27 protein-coding genes are annotated in these 23,964 nt (G+C 73.3%); 12 read left to right on the top strand and 15 right to left on the bottom strand.

Features of this window, described 5'->3' with window-relative positions:
• Nucleotides 1-8: 8 nt before the first annotated feature.
• On the bottom strand, nt 9-644 hold the full coding sequence (locus BAY60_RS36780) for a TetR/AcrR family transcriptional regulator (protein WP_170160432.1): 636 nt from the start codon (nt 642-644) through the stop codon (nt 9-11).
• Between the two features lie 70 nt (nt 645-714).
• Between BAY60_RS36780 and BAY60_RS16835 the strand changes: the two genes are divergently transcribed.
• Nucleotides 715-1,590 (top strand): alpha/beta fold hydrolase, encoded by an 876-nt coding sequence (locus BAY60_RS16835; protein WP_112281858.1) that lies wholly within the window; start codon nt 715-717, stop codon nt 1,588-1,590.
• Complete coding sequence (locus BAY60_RS16830) at nt 1,587-2,300, top strand: response regulator transcription factor (RefSeq protein WP_112281857.1); 714 nt, start codon at nt 1,587-1,589, stop codon at nt 2,298-2,300. The genes BAY60_RS16835 and BAY60_RS16830 overlap by 4 nt, the downstream gene beginning before the upstream one ends.
• Before the next feature lie 28 nt (nt 2,301-2,328).
• Here BAY60_RS16830 and BAY60_RS16825 read toward each other — a convergent pair whose 3' ends face one another.
• The 4 genes from BAY60_RS16825 to BAY60_RS16810 all read right to left on the bottom strand — a co-directional run bounded on the left by BAY60_RS16825 (nt 2,329) and on the right by BAY60_RS16810 (nt 6,231).
• Nucleotides 2,329-3,558 carry a DUF418 domain-containing protein gene (locus BAY60_RS16825; RefSeq protein WP_112281856.1) on the bottom strand — a complete coding sequence of 410 codons (1,230 nt, stop codon included), beginning with the start codon at nt 3,556-3,558 and terminating at the stop codon, nt 2,329-2,331.
• Between the two features lie 83 nt (nt 3,559-3,641).
• Nucleotides 3,642-4,133, bottom strand: a complete 492-nt coding sequence (locus tag BAY60_RS16820) for a GerMN domain-containing protein (RefSeq protein WP_112281855.1) — start codon at nt 4,131-4,133, stop codon at nt 3,642-3,644.
• Nucleotides 4,130-5,557, bottom strand: coding sequence for a sensor histidine kinase (locus BAY60_RS16815; RefSeq protein WP_112281854.1), 1,428 nt, complete (start codon nt 5,555-5,557; stop codon nt 4,130-4,132). The genes BAY60_RS16820 and BAY60_RS16815 overlap by 4 nt, the downstream gene beginning before the upstream one ends.
• Entirely contained in the window at nt 5,554-6,231 is a 678-nt protein-coding gene (locus BAY60_RS16810; protein ID WP_112281853.1) for a response regulator transcription factor, read from the bottom strand. The genes BAY60_RS16815 and BAY60_RS16810 overlap by 4 nt, the downstream gene beginning before the upstream one ends.
• A 113-nt stretch (nt 6,232-6,344) precedes the next feature.
• Between BAY60_RS16810 and BAY60_RS16805 the strand changes: the two genes are divergently transcribed.
• Entirely contained in the window at nt 6,345-7,016 is a 672-nt protein-coding gene (locus tag BAY60_RS16805) for a polysaccharide deacetylase family protein (RefSeq protein ID WP_112281852.1), read from the top strand.
• A 38-nt stretch (nt 7,017-7,054) separates the two neighbouring features.
• Nucleotides 7,055-7,582, top strand: coding sequence for a GNAT family N-acetyltransferase (locus BAY60_RS16800; RefSeq protein WP_211330346.1), 528 nt, complete (start codon nt 7,055-7,057; stop codon nt 7,580-7,582).
• A gap of 62 nt (nt 7,583-7,644) precedes the next feature.
• On the opposite strand, the gene BAY60_RS16795 is transcribed toward BAY60_RS16800, so the two are convergent.
• From BAY60_RS16795 to BAY60_RS16785, 3 genes are all read right to left on the bottom strand, one after another.
• On the bottom strand, nt 7,645-8,223 hold the full coding sequence (locus tag BAY60_RS16795; RefSeq protein ID WP_112282430.1) for a dihydrofolate reductase family protein: 579 nt from the start codon (nt 8,221-8,223) through the stop codon (nt 7,645-7,647).
• Nucleotides 8,224-8,258: 35 nt separating this feature from the next.
• Complete coding sequence (locus BAY60_RS16790) at nt 8,259-8,780, bottom strand: SRPBCC family protein (protein WP_112281851.1); 522 nt, start codon at nt 8,778-8,780, stop codon at nt 8,259-8,261.
• A 141-nt stretch (nt 8,781-8,921) separates the two neighbouring features.
• On the bottom strand, nt 8,922-9,236 hold the full coding sequence (locus BAY60_RS16785) for a hypothetical protein (RefSeq protein WP_112281850.1): 315 nt from the start codon (nt 9,234-9,236) through the stop codon (nt 8,922-8,924).
• 142 nt (nt 9,237-9,378) lie between these two features.
• Between BAY60_RS16785 and BAY60_RS16780 the strand changes: the two genes are divergently transcribed.
• Together BAY60_RS16780 and BAY60_RS16775 are read left to right on the top strand one after the other, a co-directional pair.
• Nucleotides 9,379-10,620, top strand: a complete 1,242-nt coding sequence (locus tag BAY60_RS16780) for a lipase family protein (RefSeq protein WP_245992548.1) — start codon at nt 9,379-9,381, stop codon at nt 10,618-10,620.
• A gap of 44 nt (nt 10,621-10,664) precedes the next feature.
• Nucleotides 10,665-11,225 (top strand): TetR/AcrR family transcriptional regulator, encoded by a 561-nt coding sequence (locus tag BAY60_RS16775; RefSeq protein WP_245992546.1) that lies wholly within the window; start codon nt 10,665-10,667, stop codon nt 11,223-11,225.
• Nucleotides 11,226-11,244: 19 nt separating this feature from the next.
• Here BAY60_RS16775 and BAY60_RS16770 read toward each other — a convergent pair whose 3' ends face one another.
• Genes BAY60_RS16770 through BAY60_RS16755 form a run of 4 tightly spaced genes read right to left on the bottom strand, consistent with a single transcriptional unit; the run spans nt 11,245 to nt 15,620 of the window.
• Nucleotides 11,245-12,618: an Nramp family divalent metal transporter gene (locus BAY60_RS16770; RefSeq protein WP_112281848.1), complete on the bottom strand. Its 1,374-nt coding sequence runs from the start codon at nt 12,616-12,618 to the stop codon at nt 11,245-11,247.
• A gap of 58 nt (nt 12,619-12,676) precedes the next feature.
• Nucleotides 12,677-13,822, bottom strand: a complete 1,146-nt coding sequence (locus BAY60_RS16765; protein WP_112281847.1) for a sialidase family protein — start codon at nt 13,820-13,822, stop codon at nt 12,677-12,679.
• Entirely contained in the window at nt 13,819-14,586 is a 768-nt protein-coding gene (locus BAY60_RS16760; protein WP_112281846.1) for an HpcH/HpaI aldolase family protein, read from the bottom strand. Before BAY60_RS16760 ends, BAY60_RS16765 begins: the two co-directional genes overlap by 4 nt.
• A gap of 26 nt (nt 14,587-14,612) precedes the next feature.
• Complete coding sequence (locus BAY60_RS16755; RefSeq protein WP_245992544.1) at nt 14,613-15,620, bottom strand: aldo/keto reductase; 1,008 nt, start codon at nt 15,618-15,620, stop codon at nt 14,613-14,615.
• A 217-nt stretch (nt 15,621-15,837) separates the two neighbouring features.
• Between BAY60_RS16755 and BAY60_RS16750 the strand changes: the two genes are divergently transcribed.
• From BAY60_RS16750 to BAY60_RS16735, 4 genes are read left to right on the top strand one after another with little or no spacing between them, the layout of a single operon-like run.
• The gene (locus BAY60_RS16750) at nt 15,838-17,109 is read left to right on the top strand and encodes a four-carbon acid sugar kinase family protein (RefSeq protein WP_112281844.1); all 1,272 of its coding nucleotides are present in this window, start codon (nt 15,838-15,840) and stop codon (nt 17,107-17,109) included.
• Nucleotides 17,106-18,179 carry a 4-hydroxythreonine-4-phosphate dehydrogenase PdxA gene (gene pdxA, locus BAY60_RS16745; protein WP_112281843.1) on the top strand — a complete coding sequence of 358 codons (1,074 nt, stop codon included), beginning with the start codon at nt 17,106-17,108 and terminating at the stop codon, nt 18,177-18,179. Before BAY60_RS16750 ends, pdxA begins: the two co-directional genes overlap by 4 nt.
• A complete protein-coding gene (locus BAY60_RS16740) occupies nt 18,169-18,957 on the top strand; it encodes a DeoR/GlpR family DNA-binding transcription regulator (protein ID WP_112281842.1) in 789 nt (262 codons plus the stop codon). The genes pdxA and BAY60_RS16740 overlap by 11 nt, the downstream gene beginning before the upstream one ends.
• A gap of 58 nt (nt 18,958-19,015) precedes the next feature.
• Complete coding sequence (locus tag BAY60_RS16735) at nt 19,016-19,414, top strand: nitroreductase family deazaflavin-dependent oxidoreductase (RefSeq protein ID WP_112281841.1); 399 nt, start codon at nt 19,016-19,018, stop codon at nt 19,412-19,414.
• Nucleotides 19,415-19,474: 60 nt separating this feature from the next.
• Here the strand turns inward: BAY60_RS16735 and BAY60_RS16730 are convergent, their stop codons facing one another.
• Nucleotides 19,475-20,335, bottom strand: a complete 861-nt coding sequence (locus tag BAY60_RS16730) for an SDR family oxidoreductase (protein ID WP_112282428.1) — start codon at nt 20,333-20,335, stop codon at nt 19,475-19,477.
• 193 nt (nt 20,336-20,528) lie between these two features.
• Here BAY60_RS16730 and BAY60_RS16725 point away from each other — a divergent pair, with 193 nt between their 5' ends.
• Nucleotides 20,529-21,401 carry a helix-turn-helix transcriptional regulator gene (locus tag BAY60_RS16725; protein ID WP_112281840.1) on the top strand — a complete coding sequence of 291 codons (873 nt, stop codon included), beginning with the start codon at nt 20,529-20,531 and terminating at the stop codon, nt 21,399-21,401.
• 15 nt (nt 21,402-21,416) lie between these two features.
• On the opposite strand, the gene BAY60_RS16720 is transcribed toward BAY60_RS16725, so the two are convergent.
• On the bottom strand, nt 21,417-22,625 hold the full coding sequence (locus tag BAY60_RS16720; protein WP_170160431.1) for an MFS transporter: 1,209 nt from the start codon (nt 22,623-22,625) through the stop codon (nt 21,417-21,419).
• A gap of 103 nt (nt 22,626-22,728) precedes the next feature.
• On the opposite strand from BAY60_RS16720, the gene BAY60_RS16715 reads away from it, so the two are divergent.
• Nucleotides 22,729-23,313 (top strand): TetR/AcrR family transcriptional regulator, encoded by a 585-nt coding sequence (locus BAY60_RS16715; protein ID WP_112281838.1) that lies wholly within the window; start codon nt 22,729-22,731, stop codon nt 23,311-23,313.
• A gap of 61 nt (nt 23,314-23,374) precedes the next feature.
• On the opposite strand, the gene BAY60_RS16710 is transcribed toward BAY60_RS16715, so the two are convergent.
• Entirely contained in the window at nt 23,375-23,953 is a 579-nt protein-coding gene (locus BAY60_RS16710) for a TetR family transcriptional regulator (protein ID WP_112281837.1), read from the bottom strand.
• Between the last annotated feature and the right edge of the window lie 11 nt (nt 23,954-23,964).

The following is a 23,964-nucleotide window of genomic DNA, read 5'->3' as shown; positions in this document are numbered from 1 at the left end:
GGCGTGGTTCAGCCGCCGGCCAGGCCCGCGAGCACGATGGCACACAGCCGGGCCCACGCGTCCACGATGTCGGACTCGGCGAGCTCCAGCGGCGGCCGGCCCAGGGTCCACGTCGACCGGCGAACGTTGACCAGCGCGCCCACCAGATGCACCGCGACCGCGTCCAGCCCGTCCGGATGCGCGAGGGCCGCGCCGCTTGCGTCCAGCCAGGCCCGCAGGATCTCGGCCATCGCCCGGTAGCCCGCATCCGAGACCTCCCTGCGAAACCGGTCGCGCAGCTCCACCAGCCGGTCGCCGTCGCGTTCGAAGACCTGCGTAATCAGCTGCTGGCGGTCCATTTCGGAGAGAATGAAGGCACCGAGTTCCTTCGCCGACGCCGCGCCCGCCTCCGCTCGGCCCGCGTAGAGCGAGCGCGCCTCGGCGACCGAGCCGAGATGAGCCTCGACCGCGGCCGCGAGCAGTGCCTCCTTGCTCGCGAAATGGCGGTACAGAGCGCCACGCCGCGGGACGAGGCCGACCGCCTGCTCGATGTCGCCCACCGAGACGGCGGTGAAACCGTGCTCGGCGAACAGCCGGATACCGGCATCGAGCAGCCGATCACGCGTACTGCCCTTCGCCCCGGCGGCCACTGCCCGTCGTGTCATGCCAACCCCTTGCCCCGCGTGTAATCGCTGGTTTACATTACCAGTAATCCACCGATTACAGGAGGCCGTGATGGACACGAGGCTGCTGACGCTGAACGGCGGTGACGTCGAGTACGTCGACACCGGCGGGGACGGACCGGCGGTGGTGTTTCTGCACGGCGCCCTCATGGACGAGCACCTGTGGCTGCCGGTGGTCGAGCGGCTGGCTCCCCGGCTGCGCTGCGTGGTCCCCGTCCTGCCGATGGGCGCCCACCGCGTGCCGCGGCCGGACGGGGCCGACCTGAGCCCCCGTGCCCTCGGCACGCTGGTCGGCGACCTCGTCCGGGCACTGGGCCTGCGGGACGTGACGCTGGTCGGCAACGACACCGGCGGCGCGATCGCGCAGCTCCTCGTCGCCGACGATCCCGGCGTCGCCGAGCGGCTGGTGCTGGTCTCCTGCGACGCGTTCGGGAACTTCCCGCCCGGCCTGCCTGGCCGGACGATGGCGCTGGCGTGCGCTGTGCCCGGCGGCCTGCGGATGGCCATGGCGTCCCTGCGGATCTCCGCGCTGCGCAGGCTACCGATGACCTTCGGCTGGATGACCAAGCGGCCCATTCCGGCCCCGGTCTTCGACCGCTGGCTCGACGCCTTCGCTGCCGACCGGCGGGTCCGGCGCGACGTTCGCGCGCTGATGAAGCAGGTCGATCGGCGCCAGCTCGTCGAAGCCGCGCACCGACTCCGCGCCTTCGACGGCGACGCGCTCGTCGTCTGGGCGGCCGAGGACCGGGTGATGCCGCTCGACCACGCCCGGCGGCTCTGCGGCGCGCTCCGGAACGCCCGGCTCGAACTGGTCGAGGATTCCTACACGCTCGTCCCCCTCGACCGGCCCGAACGGCTGGCCGCCCTGATCGCGGCGTTCGTCCCATCGCCGTCGGGTCCGGCCGCCGACGTCTCCGCCCCGTCATGACCGCCACCCTCCTCCGCGACGGGGCCGGCGGGCAGACGTCGCCGCGACGCCTGCCCGGCCTCGTCTCCGTGTTGATCGCCGACGAGCAGGACCTCGTCCGGCTCGGTCTCCGCGCCCTCCTGGCGGCGGCCGACGACTGCACCGTCGCCGGGGAGGTGGCCGACGGCCTGGCCGCCGTGCGGGAGGCGCGGCGCATCCGGCCCGACGTCGTCCTCATCGGCAACCGGCTGCCCGGGATCGACGGCATCGAGGCGACCCGCCGGATCACGGCCGATCCGGACCTGGCGGCCACGAACGTGGTGGTCCTGGCCGCCTCCGGTTTTCCCGACGACGTCACCGCGGCGATCTGTGCCGGGGCACACGGTTTCCTGCACAAGAGCACCTCGCCCGCGGACCTGCTGACGGGCATCCGCACGATCGCCCGCGGGGGCGCGTCGCTGGACCCCTCGGCCACCAGGACGCTGATCGAGCGGTTCCTCGACGGCGCACCGCGTGTCCGCGTGCCACACCCGCGCATCGGGGACCTGACCAGGCGGGAACGCGAGGTCGCGATGCTCGCCGCCCAGGGGCGCAACAACGGCGAGATCGCCGCGCAGTTGTTCCTGAGCCCGGCGACGGTCCGCACCCACATCGGCCGCGGGATGACCAAGCTCGGTGCCCGCGACCGTGCCCAGTTCGTCGCGTTCGTCTACCAGTCGGGCCTCGTGTGACGGCTGACCGGCCACGGCACCAGCGGGTTCAGCGGGCCGGTGCCGGTGCGGCCCGGTCGCGGACCACCGTCGTGACCACCCGGTGCACCAGCCACTCCAGCGGGCCGCGCCGCGCCCACCGCCGCCACAGCAGGGATCCGGCGAGCATCACCGCGATCGCCGCGGCGAGGTGGAGCAACGACACCGCCGACGGCGTGCCGATCAGCGCCAGGTAGCCGAAGTGCCCCGCGTACCAGGTCATGGTCATGCCCCCGGCGGCGGTGAGCGGCGACAGCACGGTGCCGGTGCGACGGCGCTCGAAGAGCAGCAGCATGCCGCCGAGCAGGGTCATCGCGACCCCGACCATGAAGGCGATGCCGAGCGGGCTCGTCGCGTACAGGCCGTCGGTCGGCATGCCCAGCAGGGTCTGCCACGGCAGTGGCGGCGGCCCGGATCCGGCCGGGGGCGCCGCCATCGCGGCGGCGACGTGCCGGGCGGCACCGAGCCCGTGCCAGACCACCACGTAACAGGCGTAGGTCGCGACCGCCACGCCGAGACCGCTGAGCAGCAGCCGCACCCGCACCGCGTGGTCGTGCAGATCCAGCCTGCCGAGCGCGAGACCGGCGAGCACCAGCGGGATGCCGTAGGCGGTCTGGAACCCGCCGCCGGTGAGCGTGAGCTGCATCAGGTACTCGTCCCACTGGCCAGGACTGGTCAGCACGGCCAGGCCGGTCGGCGCGTCGATCATCATCCACTCCGGGTGCGTGGTCACGACCCACCACGCGTAGCCGGTGACGAGCGGCACGGCGATGCCGGCGGCGGCGAACAGCGGGCGCGGGCGCAGCCGGGTCAGTGGGACCAGGAGCAACAGCAGGACGGCGTAGTAGCTCAGCACCGACGCGCCGAACTCGTCGATGACAAGGCTGATCGCGAACAGCACGAGCGCGCGGACGGCGACCCGGCGCCGTGCGACGGAGGCGTCCCGGCCGGTGTACGGGCGGCTGCCCCCGGTCATCAGTGCCACCGACAGCCCGGCCAGCAGCACGAACAGGCTCATCGCCCGCGACGAGGTCTGCTCGCTGATCCACCGCAGCACGCCCGGCGCGTCGGCGGGCGGGCCCGCGTGCAGCCAGCCGGTGGCATGGAAGTGCGCGACGAAGACGCCGATGATCGCCAGCGCACGGACGGCGTCGACGCCGGCCAGCCGCCCCGGCGGCAGGCGGTGCCCCGGTTCCGGTGAGGGCGCGTGGCCTGGTGTGAGTATCGGTGATGCGTTCATGGCCGACACGCTGCCGGTCCGGCGTCCGGACCCGGTCCCGGCACTGTCGCGATCGTGTCGCAGCCGGGCCGAGCCGGGCGAGGTCAGCCCTGCGGCAGCACCGGGCAGTGCCGGGGCCCGGCCGCCGGGCCGTGGAGGAAGTCGAGCCGCACCCTGGTCGCGGGCGAGCCGCCGGACTGCTGGTGCACCGCCAGCGCCGTGCACGCCAGTTGGTCGAGGCCGATCTCCCGCCGCACGTCGGCCCTGTCGATCGGCAGCCCGACGGTGATCACGTCGCCGGAGGTGGCGATGGGAAGCTCCAGCGCGACCTGGCTGGTCCCGGCGTAGGAACGCAGTCCCGGCCCGGGGCTCGTGGTGGTGAGCAGCATCTTCATGGCCTGGCCGATCGTGCTGAGCCGGTCGCCGCGGCGCTGCACCACCAGGCCGCCCTCGTCGTCCACGAAGTACACCGGCGTGCCCGGGGCAAGCCCCGTCGGCGCCTGCCCGCCGCCGAGCACGCCGCTCGGGCCCACGCCGCACCCGGCCAGCGCCAACGCCGCGGCGGTCAGCGCCGCCCCGAGCACCCTGCGGATCATCGGCCCTCCCCCGCCCACCTCGGCAGGCTCACGGCGAACCGCGCGCCAGCTCCCTCTGCGGTGCCCGCCGAGATCGTCCCGCCGTGCAGCTTCACGTTCTCCGCGGTGATCGCCATGCCGAGACCGCTGCCCTCGGAGCGGGTCCGCGCGGTGTCGGCCTTGTAGAAGCGGTCGAACACGTGCCGGGCCACGTCGTCCGCGAGGCCCGGACCGTGGTCGATCACCTCGAGATACACCCGCTCGTCGTCGCCGCGCAGCCGGACGACCACGGGTGGCGCGCCGTGCCGGAGCGCGTTGCCGACCAGGTTGGCCGTGATCACGTCCAGCCGCCGCCGGTCCAGCAGGGCTCCCAGCTCGGCAGGGGCGTCCAGCTCCACCTCGCCGAGCCAGCCACGGGCGCGCAGGCAGTCGTGCACGGCGGCACGCACCTCGACCTCCTCGGGCCGCAGCGTGGCCGCGCCCGCGTCGAATCTCGACACCTCGATCAGGTCCTCCACCAGCCTGGCGAGCTTGCGTGTCTCGGCCACGGCGAGCCGGGCGGGCTCGCGTGCGTCGCGCGGCATCTGTTCCACCTCGGCCTCCAGCACCTCGGCGACCGCGGTGAGCGTGGTCAGCGGCGTGCGCAGCTCGTGCGACACGTCCGCGACGAACCGTCGCGCGTCGGCCTCCAGGCGGGCCAGCTCGCCGACCGAACGTTCCAGCGACGCCGCGGTCTCGTTGAACGTCTCGGCCAGTTCGGCGAGTTCGTCGGTGCCGCGGGGACGCAGCCGCGCGCCGAGGTCGCCGCTGCCGAGGCGGCGCGCCGTGGTGCGCAGCTCGCGCACCGGCCGCAGCACTCCCCGCGCGGCGAGCAGTGCCAGCAGCACCGCGATCGGGAGGGCCAGCGCGCTGGTGCGGCTGGCGTTCGCGGTCAGCGCGTCGATCTGCTGCTGCACGCGGCTGATGTCGCGCACCGCGTAGATCTCGACGCCCGACGGCCGCTGCGCGCCGCTCAGGTCGGTGACCAGCACCGGCGCGCCGATCACGAGCCACGGCCTGCCACCGGACTCGACCCGCTGCAGCACGAGCTGTTCGGTCCGCCCGGTGGCCGACCGCAGGGCGGGCGTCACGAGGTCCACGGCGGGGCCGTTCGCCGAGCGCAGGGCGCCGTAGGTCACCAGCGCGGATCCTCCGATCGTCGTCCGCAGCCGGTCGAGCGCGGCCTGGCCGGGCGGGTACGGCATGCTGGGCGCCGTCGCGGTCACCGTGCGCTCGATCTCGCCCGCGATGCGGCTCTGGGTCTCCTCGACGAGCGCGGTGCCCGCCGACGCCGCGCTCGCCCACGCGGCCGCGGCAGCGCCGGTCACGGCGACCGCGACGAACGCCAGGATCAGGCGGGGACGCAGCCCGCCCAGGACCGACGTCACCCGTGCGACCGGCGTCATACCGGCCCGAACCGGTAGCCGAAACCGCGGACGGTCTGCACGAAGACCGGCCGGGACGGCTCGTCCTCGATCTTGGCGCGCAGCCGCTGGACGCAGTTGTCCACCAGCCGGGAGTCACCGAGATAGTCGTGCTCCCACACGAGCTCGAGCAGCTGCCTGCGGCTGAGCACCTGGCCGGGTGAGCGGGACAGCTCGAGCAGCAGCCGCAGCTCGGTGGGGGTGAGCGAGACCTGCCGCTCACCTTTGGACACCGTCAGCGCGGCCCGGTCGATCGTGAGGTCGTGGTGCCGCTCGCGCGCGCCGTCGCCTGCTGGTGTTCCCCGGCGCAGCACGGCGCGGATGCGGGCGTCGAGCACCCTCGGCTGCACCGGTTTGACCACGTAGTCGTCCGCGCCTGCCTCCAGCCCGCCGACGACGTCGAGGTCGTCACCGCGAGCGGTGAACATGATGATCGGCAGGCTGCCGCCCGCGCGGATCCGCCTGCACACCTCGAAGCCGTCCATGCCGGGCAGCATCAGGTCCAGCACCACGACGTCGGGTGGCGCGCCGTCCACCACCCGCAGCCCCTCCTCCCCGGTGCCCGCCTCGCCCACGTCGTGCCCGTGCCGGCCGAGCGCCAGCGCCAGACCGCGGCGGACCGCCCGGTCGTCCTCGATCAGCAGTACCCGTGCCACGGGGCCGATTATCGGTGCCCGAACCCGCGGCCGCCCGGGCGCCGCCCGCACTGCGACACGATCAGGACATCGCGGCGACGACGCCACCACATCGCGCACCGAGTGTCGGTGGCATGCGACCGAAGCTCACCAGAACCCGCGGCGTCACCCGCCCGTTCGCCGCCGCCGTGCTCGCCCTCACGGCGGCCGTCGCGGCGTGCACGGCCGTCGCGGCGCCACCGGAGCGGGGCAAGGAGCTGTACCTGACCTTCGACGACGGGCCGGGCGGGGCGACCGCCGCGATCCTGGACGTGCTGCGGGCCCACGACGCGAAGGCGACCTTCTTCGCCGTCGGGAAGAACCTCGCCGCCCGCCCCGGTCCGGCGCGGCGCGCACTCGCCGAGGGCCATGCCGTTGCCGCACACACCTGGAGCCATCCGAACCTGACCGGCCTCGGGCCCACCGCGCTCGCCGGGGAGCTGGACCGGTCGGTGGCGGCGGTGCGCGACGTGGGTTCGGACAGCCGGTGCCTGCGACCGCCGTACGGCGCCATCGACGACCCGGTCCGGCAGGCGCTCCGCGCGCGCGACCTGCGGCCGGTCCTGTGGAACGTCGACTCGTCGGACTGGCGCCGGCCGGGTGCCCGTGCGACCGCCGACCGTCTCGTGCGCGACGCCTACCCGGGGGCCGTCGTCCTCCTGCACGACGGCGGCGGGGACCGCTCGGAAACCGTTGCCGCGCTGCGCATCGCGCTGCCCGAGCTGCGCACCGAGGGCTACCGGCTCCGGCCGGTCCCCGGCTGCTGACCGCGGGCTCGCGGCGAACTCCGTTGCCGGTGTGCCCGATGACGGGACATCCTTCCTGGCAGAGGGAGGTGCTGCCGGTGGCGGAGATCGTCGTGGACGTGTCGGTGCGAGATCTGACGCGGGAGGATCTGCGGTGGTGCTCGTGGGCCGGTTCGGAGCTGCATCTGCGGCAGGTCGCCCGCGAGGTCGAGCGCGCGCGGACGGAAGCCGTGGACTACCTGGCCGTCTGCCCGCCTTCGGACCTTCCCGTGGGCATCGTCGGGATCGACTACGAGGCGAACCCCGGCGCGGGGACGCTGTGGCAGCTGGCGGTGCATCCGGTGCTGCAGTCGTGCGGCATCGGCACGCTGCTGATCCATGCGGCCGAGCAGCGCATCCTCGGCAGGGGGCTGCGCCGGGCCGAGCTGAGCGTCGAGGAGAGCAACCCTCGCGCCCGCGCCCTGTACGAGCGGCTCGGCTACGTCGGCTACGAGCGCAGGCCGGAGGCGTGGGACGTGGCGGGACCGGACGGGACCGTCGAACGCTACGAGACGCTCTGCACGGTCATGCGGAAGCCGTTGGCGTGACGGCCCTTCCGGTTCCGCGAGGCGCCCGCCCGTCACCGGCGGTCACCGTGACTGCGCCCGGCTCAGCGATGCAGGGTGGGCCGGTAGACGAGCTCCTGGGTGTGGCCGTCGAGCGTCCGGCTCTCGATCAGTTCCAGGTCGACGTCGGGCGCGCCGCCGAAGACCGGGTCCGTTCCGGTCTGACCGGTGATCACGGGGAAGAGGGTCACCTGCACGAGGTCGACCAGACCGGCGGCCAGCAGTGCCCGGTTCAGCGACAGGCTTCCGTGGGAGCGCAGCGGCACCTCGGACTCCTCCTTGAGCCGGGCGACGATGTCCACGGCATCGCCGCTCACGACCGTCGCGTCCGGCCAGTCGAGCGGCCCGCGCAGCGTGGCCGACACGACCGTTGCCGGCAGGTTCCTCATCCGGGTCACCCAGGCGTCCCGCACCTCGGACTCCTCCGTGCTCGAGGCCAGCATCCGCGCGTGGGCGCGGTACGTGTTGGCCCCGAAGACCATCCGCTGGTCCGTGGCGTACACCGCGAGGCGGTGCTCCAGCAGCTCCGGGCCCTGCTTGCCCCAGTAACCGCCCCAGTCGCCGCGGTGGGCACCGAAGCCGTCGAGGCTGGCAAAGACATCGAAAGTGTAGGTGGCGGCCATCATGCTCCTCCTCGGCTACGCGCAGGTCGGCGCGGTCAGCGTGCGGCCAGCTGGGCCAGGTGGCGCAGCGAGTTGGGCAGGTGCTCAGGGCCGAACGGCGGGAACTGGCCGACGCGCTCGCGCACGGACGGCGGCACGGCCGACCAGTCGTAGCTGAGCGTGACCCTGGTCGCCGACGGGCCGAGCGGTACCAGGTCGTAACGCCAGATCCAGCCGCCGAACTCCAGGTCGCCGTCGTCCTTCTGGTATCCCGTCAGCCAGCCGATGGTGTGCGGCGCGTCGAACACCGCGACCTTGTTGACCACCTGGTAGTCGCCGTTCGGATGGCGGGAGTGGTGCATGTCCATCCGGAAGAGCTGTCCCGCCTCGGTCAGCGGTGCCTGGTCGGCGGGTTCCTGCACCCAGCCGGTGCCGTCGATCGCGGCGTGGGTCGTCGGATCCGCCAGCACGGCGAACACCGTCGCCACGGGCGCGGCGATCGTGCGGGTGGTGCTGACGGTCTCGGGGTCCGCCACGGACCGGCTGGTCGCGTTCGCGGAATCGGTGGTGCTGGGCATCGTGGCCTCCGGTGGTGACGACCGGCCCGGTGCCGGTCTCTCACCCTGGCTACGAACGGGCCCGGCGCCGTCCGACACCCAGCGCGAGAAAAATCGGACCGGTGCCGGGCGGCCGAGCGCAGGCGCGCGGCGCACCCTTCGTCAGCGACGAGCGGCCCCGGCTGCGTCGCGGCCGGCGAGGCGGTGGCGGACGCGCCGCCCGGTGACCACGGCGAGCGCGACCACGGCACCGGCGCCGAGTGTCCCGGCGACGAGCGCCGCCGTCTCGTCCTGGCCCGCCATCACCGACAGGGCCAGCAGGACCACCGTGCCGTAGCCCACGACCAGGACACCACCCAGGGCTACTGCCGTTCCGGCCAGCACGCCGCCGACGGCCGGGGACGGCCGGGCGACCACCGGTGCCAGCGCGAAACCGATCGCCACGCAGGCCACGACACACGACAGGATCGGAATCATGCGCCCAGCATGATCGGCACGCCGTGGCCGGACGAGCGGGAAACTACTCAACTCCAGGCCACACCCGCGCCGCTTGACGTGACGGCCGCCACACTCGATACTCTCCGGTATTCAATACCGGCCGGTATCGAAGGAGCTGCCGATGTCGAAGCCGCGCAGGATGTTGGTCGTGCTCGTCGCCGCGCTCGCGTCGCTGGCCGTGGCGGCGCCACCCGCCGCCGCCGCACCACGCGCGGCCGGCGCCGCGCCGCAGGCCGTCCCGCCACAGGACGACGCGTTCTACACGCCACCGGACCCGATCCCCGACGTGCCGGCGGGGACGGTGCTGCGCTCGCGGCCGGTGAGCGTGACGGCCTACGGGTTGCCGGTGCCCGTCCGGGCCTGGCAGGTCCTCTACCGCTCGACGTCGGCGACGGGCGAGCCCAACGCCGTCTCCGGCACGGTGCTGGTGCCCGACACCCCGTGGCCCGGCACCGGCACGCGGCCGCTCGTGTCGTACGCCGTCGGCACCCACGGCCTCGGCCCCGAATGCGCACCGTCGTACAAGCTCGCCCGTGGCACTGAGCAGGAACTCCCCCTGATCGGCCAGGCCCTGCGGCGGGGCTGGGCGGTCGCGGTGACCGACTACGAGGGGCTCGGCACGCCCGGCCCGCACACCTACGTCGCGGGTCCCTCGCTCGGGCACGCGATGCTCGACGCGGCGCGCGCCGCGCAGCACCTGCCCGGCAGCGGCCTGTCGCCGTCGTCGCCGGTCGGACTGTGGGGCTACTCCGAGGGCGGGTTCGCCTCCGGCTGGGCCGCGCAGCTCGAGGCGTCCTACGCGCCCGAACTCGACATCAGGGGCGCGGCCGTCGGGGCGCCGCCCACCGACCCGGAGTCCCTGGCCGAGGTCCACGACGGCGGCCCGTTCAGCGGTCTCGTCATCGCGGCGGCACTGGGACTGGCCACGGCCTACCCCGACGCCCCGTTCGAGGAGATCCTCACCGCCGAGGGCAGGCGCGCGATGGCCGCGCTCGCCACCATGTGCGTCGAGGAGTTCAGCACGCGCTTCGCCTTGCGGACCGTCGGCAGCTACACCACCGTGGACGATCCCATGGCCCTGCCGCGATGGCAGGACGTGCTCGACGCCGTGCGGCTCGGCGGCACCGCTCCGTCGTCGCCCACCATGATCTACCACTCGCCCACCGACGAGCTGGTGCTGTTCGACCAGGGCGTCCAGCTCCACAGCGCGTGGTGTCGCGGTGGTGCGACCGTGCGGTTCCAGCCCGCCGTCGCGGGCGAGCACGTCCTCGGAGCCGTCACGGGCGCACCGCTGGCCGTCGACTACCTCGCGGGCCGCTTCGCCGGGCGGCCGGCACCCGACACGTGCCGGGTCACCGGTTGACGCCGGCGCGACGGCGGCCCACGAGACCCGAGACGCGGAGCAAGGTGCTGGCCGCCGCACAGCGGGTGTTCGCCGAACGGGGCATCGACGCCGCGTCGGTGGACGAGGTCGCGGCGGCCGCCGGGCTCACCAAGGGCGCGGTGTACTCCAGCTTCCGCAGCAAGAACGAGCTCGTCCTCGCGCTCATGGAGGAGTACGTCGCCGACCGGCTGCAGGAGAGCGTCGACGCGCTCGACGCCCGCCACGACGCGGGCGAAGGACTGCTGGCCGTCGGCGCCCGGCTCGTCGCGGCCATGCGCACCGACCCCACCTGGCAGCGGCTGCTCATCGCCTACGCCGTGCGCGCCGACCGCGACCCGGAGCTGCGCGCGGCCCTGCGGGACCGGCGCAGGCGGCTGCGCGCGGCGCTGGCCTCCGCGATCGACCGCGTGGCGCGGCACCACGCGCTGGAACTGCCGTTCGGTCCCGACGAGGCCGCGATGGTGGTGCTGGCGCTGTCCAACGGATTCGCCGTCGAGGACGCCCTCGACCCCGGCGCCGTCCCGCCCGACCTCTTCGGCCGGGTCCTCGCCGCACTCGCCACCAGGCCGGACCCGCCGGGCTGACTCGCCCCGGTCACGCCGGTCAGATCTGGGCCACCAGCTGGACCACGGCGATCACCAGCTCGTACGTGGCCCACAGTCCGACCGCGCCGATCGCGGCCAGCACCACGCTCTCCCACCACCGGTTGGCGTAGCCGGGCAGCATCAGGTCCTTGCGCATCGTGATGACCAGCAGCCCGGCGATCAGGGCCGGGACGGTCAGGACACTGAGCCCGTTGCCGAGCAACGTGAGCACGATCAGGTCCGGCGCGAAGGGGAACGAGAACACGATGGGCACGACCATGATGAACAGCAGCACCGACTTGAACAGGATGTCGGTGTGGTGCAGCTGGTCGGGAGCCGTCGACGGCGACGCCGCCTGCAGCCGGTCGAGCCGGGCGGGCCGCGACTTGTACACCGATTCCGCCAGCATCTGCACGAAGACGCGCGGCTGGGTCACGATGTTGTCGAAGACGACGAAGAAGATGGCCAGCCACATCAGTGTCGGGCCCGCCGGGCCGACGGCGCGCTCCATCATGAGCACCAGACCCTGCTCGGAGTCCACACTCGCGCCCGTTCCGTGCAGCGTCTCGGCGGCGACCACCCACACGGCGAGCACCAGGCCGAACATCACCAGCGTTCCGGTGAGCAGGTCGTACTTCTGGAGCCGGCGGAACTCCACGCCGCGCCAGCCCTTCTCGTGCATGAGGTAGGGATACAGCAGGTTCGCGGCCGACCCGCCGACCGCGCCGATGAGCGCCACCGCCGTGGTGACGGCCGTGATGTACCCGCTCTCCCCCGGCGGAAGGTCGAACGCCAGGCCCCGGACGAGCGCGGGCACGTCGATCCCGGTACCGATGAGCGCGATGAGGAAGCACACCACGAGCGCAGCCATGGTCACCTGCGCCAGGATCTCCAGCCCGCGGTAGTGCTTGCGCTTGAGAAACGCCAGCCAGGTCGCCGCGCCGCCCGCGACGGCCGCCCAGACCGGCGTGCCCCAGGCGCCGAGCGGCACCAGCCCGCCGACGAGGTTGTTCAGCGCCGTGCCGGCCGCGACGAGCAGGAAGGAGACGTAGACGAAGCCGAGGATGGTGGTGGTGATGCCGAGGTAGAGGGGAAAGCCCCGCCACAGCCTGCGGTAGCCGTCGAGGATGGTTCCGTCCCCCACGGCGTTGCACAGCTGGTACTTCGACATGGCCGACACGATGAAGTACCGCGATCCCACGGCCAGGATCAGCGTCCAGATCAGCGCGTAGCCGTACGTCGAGCCGGACACGGCCGAGCTGATGAAGTCGCCGGTGCCCAGCCAGGAGAGCACGACCACGATGCCGGGGCCCATGCCCTTGAGGAAGCCCAGGAACGTGGTCGGCGGAACGGGTGTGCGGGAGACGTGCTGTCCCGAGGTTTCTTGGCGCATCGTTGCGTCACTTTCGACGGTGAGGGGCGGGGACGGTGTGGGTCGAGGCGAAGCGGGGCTAGGCGTCGAGCCACGCGGGGTGCAGGCGCACGTGCGCGATCGCCTGCCGGAAGCGGGTGTAGGCGAGGTGCAGCAGGCCGTCCGGGGTCTGCACCAGCGAGGGGTAGGACAGTTCGCGGTTGAGTCCCTCGCGGGAGTTGTTGGTGAGGCAGTAGCCGTCGCCCTCCTCGACGTTCCTGCGCACCGGCCAGGTGCGGCCGCCGTCGGACGACACGGCCAGCGTGAGCGGCGCGCGCGGCGCGCCCCAGAAGGCGAGCCCCGGCCTCGCCGCCGTGTCCTCATCGGACAGATCGGGCTGGCCGGGGTCCTCGATCTCGTCGTAGAGCGAGGACCGACGTTCGACCGCGTCCGCGGCGCTGCTGTGGTTGTAGGCGACGACGACGCGGCCGTCGTGGACCACGATCGCCTGGATCGACGAGTTGTTGTTGGGCAGTTCGGTGGGCACCGGCGCGCTCCAGGTGACGCCGTCGGGCGAGTGGCTGCGGTGGATGGCGTCGGCCTGCCTGCGGCGGAAGAGGGCCAGGAACGAGCCGCCGGGAAGCCGCAGCACGTTCATGTGCACGCAGCCCGTGCTCGCGGGGACGTCCCGTGCCGTCCACGTCGAGCCGCCGTCGGACGAGACGAGCACGCCGCTGTAGTCGTCGTCGCCGACCCAGCGGCCGCTGTCCGGCCGGGGGCAGAAGAACGCCGGCAGGACCAGCCTGCCGTCGTCGAGCGCCACCGGGGGCTGCCGGATGAAGACGCCCACCCCGGGCCTGGCGGGCACGTCCGTCCGCCCCGGCTCCCACGACCGGCCGCCGTCGTGCGAGACCGCCAGCCGTACCTCTGCCGTGTCCTGCCGTCCTGCGCTCTGCGCGGTGTAGAACAGGCGCAGCTCGCCCGGTCCGGCGACGAAGAGCACCGGGTTCTGCTCCGAACGCGCCGGGTCGTCGCTGACCTGCACGGGCGGCGTCCAGGACCCGTCCGGCGCGAGGCGGGAGAACCAGATCGCGATGTCGGAAAGGCCCTCCTGCGTACCGCCGAACCACGCGCAGCCGAGCGCGCCGTCCGGCAGCAGCACGAGGTTCGCGGCGTGACACTGCACCGTCGGCGCGGGCAGGACGTCGTGGGACGGCGCCGCCGGCGTGCCCGGCAGGCTGTTCATGCGTTCCTCCGCGCCGTCTCGAGGTGGCTCAGGGCCGCCTGTTGCAGGTGGACCAGATCGGAGGCGACGGTCGCGAACGTGTAGCCCTGCGCCAGGCGCCGGGCCGCGGTGGCACCGTCCGGCGTGTGGATGCCCGCCGCGACACCGCCGGCACGGGCGACCTCGGCGATGTGGCGGACGGCGTCTTCGAAGACCTCGTCGACGGCGGGGTCGGTCGAGGTGCTGCCGCCGACGGCCAGCCGCAGGTCCGATGGCCCGACGTAGACGCCGTCGAGGCCGTCGACCGCGCAGATCCGTTCGACGTTGCGCAGGCCTTCGGGTGTCTCGATCATCGCAAGGCACACCACGGCCTCATCCGCCTCCGCGGGGGCCGGGCCGACGCGCAACTGTGCCCTCATCGGCCCGTACGAGCGCCTGCCGCGGGGTGGGTAGCGCGTGGCGGCGACGGCTCGCTCGGCTCCCTCCACGTCGTCGACGAGCGGCACGATCACGCCGGTGGCGCCCGCGTCGAGAACCCGGCCGATGGCGAACGGGTCGTTCTGCTCGACGCGGACGACCGCGGCGGCCTGGTTTCCCGCGTCGATGGCGAGGATGCCGTTGCGGACCCCCTCGTAGCCGAGCAGGCCGTGCTGGGCGTCGATGGCGACGTAGTCGTAGCCGAGGCGGGCCAGCCGCTCCGTGGCGACCGGGTCGTCCAGCACGACCCAGTAGCCGATGGTCCGCTGCCTGCCGCGCAGACGCCGGGCGAACTCGAGTGCAGTCATGGGAAGCTCCGGAAAAGGGTCGCCGGTCAGCGGTGGTAGGCGGGCATGGGTCCGCGCAACCGGGCGCCGACCTGGTCGCAGGCCTCGACCACGTCGGCCGCCAGCGGGCCGCGCGCCAGGCACGCGATGTTGGACTCCAGGTGGGCGGGGCGCGAGCCACCCAGCAGGACGGCGTCGGTGGTCGGCCGGGACAGCAGCCACCTCAGCGCCAGCTCGACGAGCGGCATCCCCGCCTGTCCGGCGATCCGTGTCAGCTCGGCGACGGCGTCGAAGAGCTGCTCGTTCCAGTACCGGCGCCGGTACATCTCGGCCAGCCGGGAGTCGCCGAAGCGGCCTTCGCGCGGGTGCTCGTCGAACCGGTGCCCGCCGGCGAGCAGCCCTCCGCCCAGGGGGTTGTAGACCATGGTCCGCAGGCCGCTGGACAGGGCCATCTCGGCGTACTCCTCCTCGAGCCTGCGCGCGAGCAGGTTATGCAGCTGCTGCGCCACGGCGGGCCGGGGAGCGCCGACCTCGTCGGCGACCGTGCCGAGCCGCACGATCTGCCAGGCCGCGTAGTTGGAAACGCCGAGTGCGCCGACCTTGCCCTCCGCGACGAGCGCCGCCACCTCGGTCAAGGTCTCGTGCAGCGTCGCCGCGCGGTCGGGCTGATGCAGGTACAGCAGGTCCAGGTGGTCGACACCGAGGCGGCGCAGGCTGCCCTCGACCGCCGCGCGCAGCCCCGCGGCCGACAGCGGCGACGCCTCACCCGCGTCCGGGTGCGGCATTCCCGCCTTGCTCGCGAGCACGATGCGGTCGCGCCTGCCCGCGAGCAGCGGGCGCAGGATCTCCTCGGTCCGCCCGCCTGCGTAGCCGTTGGCGGTGTCGACCGCGGTGATGCCCGCATCCAGTGCCACGTCGAGCATGCGCTGCGCGCCGTCGGCGTCCACGGTGTCGCCGAACGTCATCGTGCCGAGCACCAGGCCCGAGACCGGCACGTCGACGCCCGGAACCCGGAAGCCCGGCAACGGGGCGGTGCTCGTACTGGTAGCGCTCATCGGGGTCCCTTCGGTGTCCGGGCCGTGTGGCAACGGTCACGCACTCTCTCATCAATGCGTGAATCGCGCAAGACGTCTCGCGTGTTTTGCGCATAGGAGCTAGGGTGAGGGACACGTGGCTCGCGACGCGTGACGCGCCAGGAGGACCCGGAGGGAGTGAGCCGAGATCGCGACTACCCAGCTGGGCGCCACGCCCGCAGGCGAACGCGCCCTGATCGTGGTCGGGGACGACCTGAGCGGTACCAGCGAGGCGCTGGCCGCCGCGCTGAGCGGGCACACGGAGGCGTGGGTTCATCTCACCGTCGACAGCTTCCGTGCGCGTTTCGCGCAACACGAGGCGTCCCCCGCGGCCCGGCGCTGGGACACTCTCGATCTCGACGTCCGCCACCTCCCGCGGGACACCGCACGCGCCCGCTACGAGGCGGCTGCCGGGCGCGCGCTGCGCGACGGCCACCCCGGCGTCCTGCTGCTCAAGATCGACTCGCTGTTGCGCGGCAACGTCGCCGCCGCCCTCGCGGCCGTCTCCCCCGCGCCCGGACGGCCGGTCGTCCTCGCGCCCGCGCTGCCCGCGCAGGGGCGGCACACCGTCGGGGGCAGGGTGCGGCTCGCCGAGGCGACGGGGCCGCTGCCCGGTTCGCTGGAGGGGGCACGCACCGACGTCGCCGCCGCGGCGGAGCGCCCGGCCGCGCTGGTCGGCCTGGGCGTCGTGCGCGCGGGCCCGCACGCGCTCGGCACCCGCCTCGCGCGGCTGGCCCGCGACGGCATGGTCGCGGTGTGCGACGCCGAGACCGACGAGGACCTCGACGCGATCGCGGCCGCGGCGGTGCGACACCGGCATCCGGTCGTGGTGGGCGCGGGCGGCATCGCCGCCGCGCTGGGCCGCGTGCTCCGCGGTGAGCGCACCGGCCCGGACGGGCCGTCCCCCGCCTGCTGTTCCGGACCGGACACCCCCGACGGCCCCGTGCTCGTCGTCGCGGGCACCGCCGAACCCTCCTCGCACGCGCAGATCGCGCGGCTGGAGCGGGCCGGGGCCCGCGTCGAGACCCTGGATCCCGCACAGCGCCGGGCCGCGGCGGAGGCCGCCCACGGAGTCGAAACGGCGCTGCGCGACGGGTGCGCCGTGCTGCGGGTGGCGCCCTGCCCGATGGAGCCCAGCCGGTCCGGGCAGGTGCTCGCGAGCCTGGCGAGCGCGGCGGCCACCGTGCTCGAACGGGATCCGCGCATCCGCGCGGTGCTCACCGGTGGTGCCACGGCACGCGCCGTGCTCACCCGGCTGGGAGCCGGCGCACTGCGCCTGCGGTGCCAGGTGCACCCCGGCGCCGTGCACCTCGGCACCGGCGACGGCCGCGAGATCGTGACCCGGCCCGGCAGCCACGGAGGGCCCGACAGCCTCACCCTGCTCGCCCGCCACCTCGGCGCGGCGCTCGCCCCGCCACCACGAACCCCAGCCCCGACAGCCGCGCACCACTCGACGGAAGGTCAGTCATGAACAGTCTCCACGCTCCCGCGACGCGTCCGGCCGGGGAGCACGCGCCCATCGTGGCCGTCACCATGGGGGACGGAGCCGGTGTCGGACCCGAGGTGGTGGTCGGCGCCCTCGCCGACGCCGCCACCACGCGCCGGTGCCGGCCGGTGGTCATCGGCGACGCGGCCCGGTTGCGCCTCGCGGCGTCGATCCTGCACCTGGACACGGAGATCCACCCGGTGACCTCGATCGGCGAGGCGCGTTTCGCACCCGGCGTCGTCGACGTGATCGATCTGGCGCTGCTGCCGCCCGACCTGCCGTGGGGCACGGTGTCGGCGGTCGCGGGCGACGCCGCCTACCACTACGTTCGCGTGGCGTGTGAGCTCGCGGTGCGCGGTGACGTCCAGGCGATCTGCACGGCACCGCTCAACAAGGAGGCGCTGCACGCCGGCGGGCACGCCTTTCCCGGCCACACCGAACTGCTCGCACACCTCACCGGCACCGAAGAGGTGTCGATGATGCTGTCGTCGTCCCGGCTCAAGGTCATTCACGTGACCACCCACATCGGGCTCATCGACGCCGTGCGCCGGATCGAGCCCGGCCTGGTCGAACGCACCGTGCGGCGGGGCCACGCCGCGGTCGTCGCCTCCGGGGTGGCCGAGCCCGTCATCGGCGTCCTCGGCATCAACCCGCACGCGGGCGAGAACGGCCTCTTCGGCTATGGCGAGGAAGAGGAGAAGATCGTTCCCGCGCTGCAGCGGCTGCGCGCCGACGGCATCGACGCGCGTGGCCCACTGCCCGCCGACACGGCGTTCTTCCTGGCGGGCCGCGGCGACTACGACCTGATCGTGGCGATGTACCACGACCAGGGCCACGGCCCGGTCAAGGTCCTCGGCATCGACGCGGGGGTGAACATCACCGTGGGGCTGCCCGTCATCCGCACCTCGGTGGACCACGGAACCGCGTTCGACATCGCCGGAACGGGCAAGGCCGAGGCCGGTAGCATGATCGAGGCCCTGCGGCAGGCGGCCGAGCTGGCGCCCGTCCCGGGTGCGCGCCGACCCGGTCTCGAGGAGGTTCCCGGTGCGTCGTGACAACCACGCGCGACGTCAGGCCATTGTGGAGCTCGCCTCGACCAGCGGACTGGCCAGTGTGGACGAGCTCTCCCAGCGGTTCGGGGTCACCGCGTCGACCATCCGCCGCGACCTGGCTCAGCTCGAGCAGTCCGGGCAGCTCGCCCGCACCTACGGCGGTGCGCGGGCGATCCTCGCCCACCCCGAGGCCGACCTCCGGCAGCGGCTCGGCGAGGCGCACGAGGCCAAGCGTGCTATCGGCCACTGGGCCGCCGCACAGGTGAGGCCCGGCGAGACGATCCTCCTCGACGCAGGCACGACCACCGCCGCCGTGGCGCACGAGCTGCGGGACCGCGAGGGCCTGACCGTGGTCACGCCGGGAATGACCGTCCTCAACGAACTCGCCTCGGCGGACGGCGTCGAGGTCGAGTGCCTCGGCGGCACGCTGCGGCAGTTGAGTCAGGCCTTCCTCGGCCCGGCGACCGAGGCGGCGCTGGAACGCCGCACCTTCGACCGGGTCTTCCTCGGAGCCGACAGCGTCACCGCCGACCGCGGCATCTGCGAGGCCGACGTCCGCCAGACCCGGCTCAAGGAACTCATGACCCGGCAGGGCAAGCAGGTGTACCTGCTCGTGCATGCCGCCAAGATCGGCAGGGCGCCCTTTCACGCCTGGGCACCCATGCCCCGGCACTGGACCCTCGTCACGGATCAGAGCGTCGAGGAGGCCGCGCTCGAGCCGTTCCGCGCGCGCGGTGTCGGCATCGCCGTCGTCGGCCTGCAGGGCGAGCGGGTTCGGTAGTCGCCGCAGTTCTTCAACGGATGTGGAATTTCTGCGCGGATCCGGGCATAGTCGGGCTATGAGCACCGACAACCGCCAGGCCCCCCGGGCCGCACAGCAGTTCAACAAGGCCGCGCGCAAGGTCGCCGGCCGCCGGTTCATGCCCCTCTGGGCGCTCGTGGAGCACCGCGGCCGCAAGTCCGGCAGGTCCTACACGACACCGATCGCCATCGTCGGCTTCACCCCGCAGAGCGTGTACATCGCGCTGCCGTGGGGCCGCGGCACCGACTGGGTCCGCAACCTCCAGGCCGCGGGCGAGGGCACGCTGGTGTGGAAGGGAAGGACCTTCACCGTCTCCGAACCCGGGTTCGCCGACAAGGCCGAGACCCTGGCCGCGGCGCCGGGACTGCGGCGCAGGATCGCCGGTCGCTGGCTGCCCGAGGACTGCCTGCGGCTGCGCCTGGCACCGAGCGCCTGACCGGCCGGGTCCGCGCGGCCTCGCTTCCTCCCGCACGTGACCCGGCCCGGTGCGTGCCCGTCAGGCGGCGGGGTAGTCGGTGACGGGTGCGCTGTCCCGCGTCCGGTCGAGGTTGTCCTGGAGCGCGGCCACCTTCGCCGTGGCGTAGGCGTGCGCGTCCGAGCCCAGCACCTGGCGCAGCGGCGTGGTGGTGCCGGCGGTGACGCGGGCGATGATCTGCTCGACGGCCCTCACCGGGTCCCCGGGCTGGTTTCCCTGGAGCTCCAGGTGGTTGGCCACCATCTCGCGCAACGCCGGGTAGGCGTCGACGGTGCTCTCGGGCAGCGCGAGGGAATCCCGGGTCAGGAACGACGTGCGGAAGTAACCCGGCTCGACGAGCGTGACACCGACACCGAAGTCGGCGACCTCCCCGGCGAGCGCCTCCGTGAGCCCCTCGAGAGCGAACTTGCCGGCGCTGTAGAGGCCCCAGCCCGGCACCGCGGTCATGCCCAGGACCGACGAGACGTTGACGACGTGACCGCCGTTCTGCTTGCGCAGAACCGGAAGCACGGCGCGCAGCACGTTCCAGACGCCGAAGACCTGGACGTCGAACATCGCCCGCACGTCGCGGTCGGTGGTCTCCTCGACGGCCGCCAGGAAGCCGTAGCCCGCGTTGTTGACCACGACGTCCAGTGAGCCGAAGCGGTCGGTGGTCTGCTCCACCGCTGCCGCGACGGCCTGCTCGTCGCCCAGGTCCAGCTCGAGCGCCAGCAGCCGCGACGTGTCGAGGTCGCCGAGCGCGGCGAGCAGGCGCTGCGCCGAACGGGTGGTCGCCGCGACGTTGTCCCCGCGCCGCAGCAGCTGGGTCACCAGTTCCAGTCCCAGCCCCCGGGAGGTGCCGGTGACCAGCCATGTCGCGGGACGCTGTGTCGGGTAGTTCATCATGATCTCGCTTCCTTGCCGCGTATCCGTGGTCGCCGCCGCGTGCCGGCGACGTCGAGGACCAGCCTGGCTCCGCGAACCCGGGCACGGGACGTCATCTCCGGCCCTGCGAGACCGCGCACTCGCGTGACGAGGACTGCCAGTCCTAGGTAAGGCGTGGCCGAACCGGCAACGCGGCACGCACAATGAGCGCATGCCGGACAAGAACACCGAGCTCGCCGACTTCCTGCGCCGCGCACGCAGCCAGTGCGACCCCGCCCGCGCCGGGCTGCCCGCCGATGGCCGCATCCGGCGGGTGCCCGGGCTGCGCCGCGAGGAGGTCGCGCTGCTCGCGGGTGTGTCGACCGACTACTACGCCCGCCTCGAACAGGGCAGGCGCATCATTCCCTCACCGGCCGTGGTGGACGCCATCGGCAGGGCCCTCGGCCTCGACGCCGCCGGGCGCGCCCACCTGGCCGCGCTGATCGGCTCGGGTTCCTCCCCCGGCACGCTGCGGGCCCGCCCCGTGCAGCGTGTCCGGCCAGGGCTCTACCAGCTGCTGGACGCGCTCGACGGCGAACCGGCCCTCATCCTGGGCCGCCGCGCCGACGTGCTGGCCCAGAACCGCATGGCCAAGGCGCTGTTCACCGACTTCGAGCGCTTCCCGGCCACCGAACGCAACTACGCCCGATGGATGCTGCTCGACGACGAGTCGCGGTCCCTCTTCCTCGACTGGGAGACCCACGCGCGCGCCGCCGTCGAGAACCTGCGCCTGGAATCCGGCGCCGACCCCGACGACAGGGCCACCGCCGAACTGATCGCCGAGCTGCGCGAGCGCAGCCCGGAGTTCAGCACCTGGTGGGACGAACACCGCGTCTACCAGCGCACCCACGGCTCCAAGCGGTTGCGTCACCCCATCGTCGGTGACCTCACCGTCGAGTACGAGACCCTCACCCTGCCCGGCGACCCCGACACCACACTGTTCGTCTACACCACCGAGCCCGACTCGCCCTCCCGGCGGGCCATGAGCCTGCTCGCCAGCTGGTCACTGACCGCCAAGCCCGCCGACCACACCGGACAGCGGTAGGGCTCTCCGCCGGGCTCAGGCCCGGGCCGGGCGGGACACGGCGAACGCAAAGGCGGGGACGAGCAGGATCGCGGCCAGCACCCCGCAGGTCAGGGCGAACCCGCCCCCGGCAAGGGCTCCGGCCAGCAGCGGCCCGAGGCTCGCACCGGCTCCGACCAGGAAGGCGTACCCGGCCATGCCGGCACCGCGCGCGGGACCGCTCGCCAGGCCGACGAGAGTGACCGCGGCGGGAACGGCGACGGCGAGCCCGGCGACGAACACGGCGCTGCCGGCCAGGGTGACCCACAGCGGGCCGCCTGCCGCCTCGATGCCGAGACCGGCGGCGGCCGTCAGGAACGCGCCGGCACCGGTCCAGTGTGGACCCCAGCGACGGATGAACACGCCTCCGAACAGGCCCACCACGATCCCCGGAAGTCCGGGCAGGCGCAGCAGCAGACTGGTCACCGGATCGTCCGCGCCGAGTTCGGTGCCGGAAGCCTGCAGGGCGACGTACATGCCGACGAACGCCAGCAGGAAGGTGAACGCCGCGGTGTAGGCGGCCAGCATTCGCGGACGGCGCACCATCCGCGCGAGAGTGCCGAACACCGCGGGCAACGATCCCGGCGCGGTCGGCCGTGGAGCCGCGGGCAGCATCGGGATCAGAGCCGCGACGGCGAGCAGCAGCGGCACCAGGCCCCAGAACGCCCAGCGCCAGCCGAAGGCGGAGCCGATCGACAGCGACCACGCCTGGCCCAGGATCCCGGACAGCAGGAAGCAACTCGACAGCACCGCCAGCGCGGTCCCCCGGAACCGCTCGGGCAGGACGCGGGGCAGGTAGGCCAGCGCCACGGGCGGCACCGCCGGTGCGACGAACCCCTGGACGACTCTGGCGCCGACCAGGACCGGCAGGTTCGGGGCCAGGCCAGCGACGACTCCGGCGACGGCGACGGCGCCGAGGCCTGCCGCCATGACGTGCCGAGGGTCGACGTAGTCCGAGATCGTCGGGAACACCAGGTTGCCCACGGCGAACGCGAAGCCGAAGCCGCTGCCGATCCAGGCGGCGGCCGTCACGGCCGTGGCGTAGCCGTCCGCGACGGCGGAGACGAGCGGAATGGTCACGTAGATGTGCGAGACGGCGAGCAACGCGGCGGCGACGAGAACGCCGACGACGCCGGCGGGGCTCCCGATCCGGCCACCCGGCGGCGCGGTCGTCCGGGCGGGACCGGTCAGGGATGACGTGGTCACAGAGGTGCCTCCAGGCAGGGAGCGAATCATTTCCAACGAATTCGTTGGTATCAACCCTGCCACGCCCGAACTCCAACGCGCAAGTTGGAATTATGCTGAGCCCATGGCCTGGGACACCGCCGCGACGAAGCAGAAGATCCTCGACGCCGCGCTGGAGGAGTTCGCCGAACACGGACCCGCGGGCACCACCGTCGACCGGATCGCCGGTCGCGCCGGCGTCAACAAGGAGCGCATCTACAACTACTTCGGCAACAAGCGTGCCCTGTTCACCAGGGTGCTGGCGGCCGAGAGCGAACGCATCGCCGGTTCCGTCGTGTTCGACCCGGCACACGACGATCCCGTCGGCGACTACGCGGGCCGGATCTTCGACTACCACACGGCCCACCCGGAGCTCGTCCGGTTGTTGCTCTGGGAGGGCCTGACCACGCCCGACGAGGTCGTCGACGAGGCCGCGCGCGCGGAGTACTACCGGGCGAAGGTCGAGCGGTTCGCCGAGGCGCAGGCCAACGGCGTCCTGCGCGACGACCTCACCCCCGGGGTCCTGCTGTTCTCGATCATGGCGCTCGCTGCCTGGTGGCACGCCGCGCCGCACATCGCGCGCATGGCCACCGGGACCGGCCGCGCGGACACCGCGCAGCGCCGGGCGGCGGTGATGACCGCCGCCCGGCACCTCGCCACCGAGACGTGACCCGCCGGCCCGCGCGGCCGGCGCTCCACCGCCGTCGCCGCTCTCGTCCGCACCGTGACCGCTACCCAGCCTCGACCGGAGTCAGCTCGCTGACCGCGGCGAGGCCGTCACGTTGCAGCTCGACCAGGTCGCGGGTCTCGCCGGGAGCGACCCACCTGGCGAAGGCCGCGCCGAACACGGACACGACGAGATCGCCCGCCAGGCGCGCGGGCACCTGCCCCGCTCCGCGGGCGACAAGAGCGGCGGTCACAGCACGGGAGAGTTTCGCCAGCTTGAGCAGCTCGCGCTCCTGGAGCTGCTCGTTCGCGGTGATGATGTCGTTGCGTGCCCGGGCGAAGTCGCGACCCCGCAGGTCCTGCAACACCCTTCCTCCCGCATCGAGCGCCGCGACGAGCAGGCCATTCAGGGACGTGCCCTCCGGCGCGGCGGCGATCGCGTCCACGAAGACCCCCTCGAACTCCTCCTCCCCCGCGAACAGCACCTCGCGCTTGTCCGTGAAGTAGCGGAAGAACGTCCGCTCGGTCACCCCGGCCCGCTCGGCGATCGCGGCCACGGTCGTCGCCTCGAAGCCGTCCTCGGCGAACAGCTCCATCGCCGCCCGCTGGAGCCGATCCGATGCCCCCGGTGCCCACCGTGCCATGCCCGCATCGT

Source organism: Prauserella muralis (assembly GCF_003202285.1).
Lineage (GTDB): Bacteria > Actinomycetota > Actinomycetes > Mycobacteriales > Pseudonocardiaceae > Prauserella_B > Prauserella_B muralis.
This window is presented reverse-complemented; position numbering and strand designations above follow the sequence as displayed.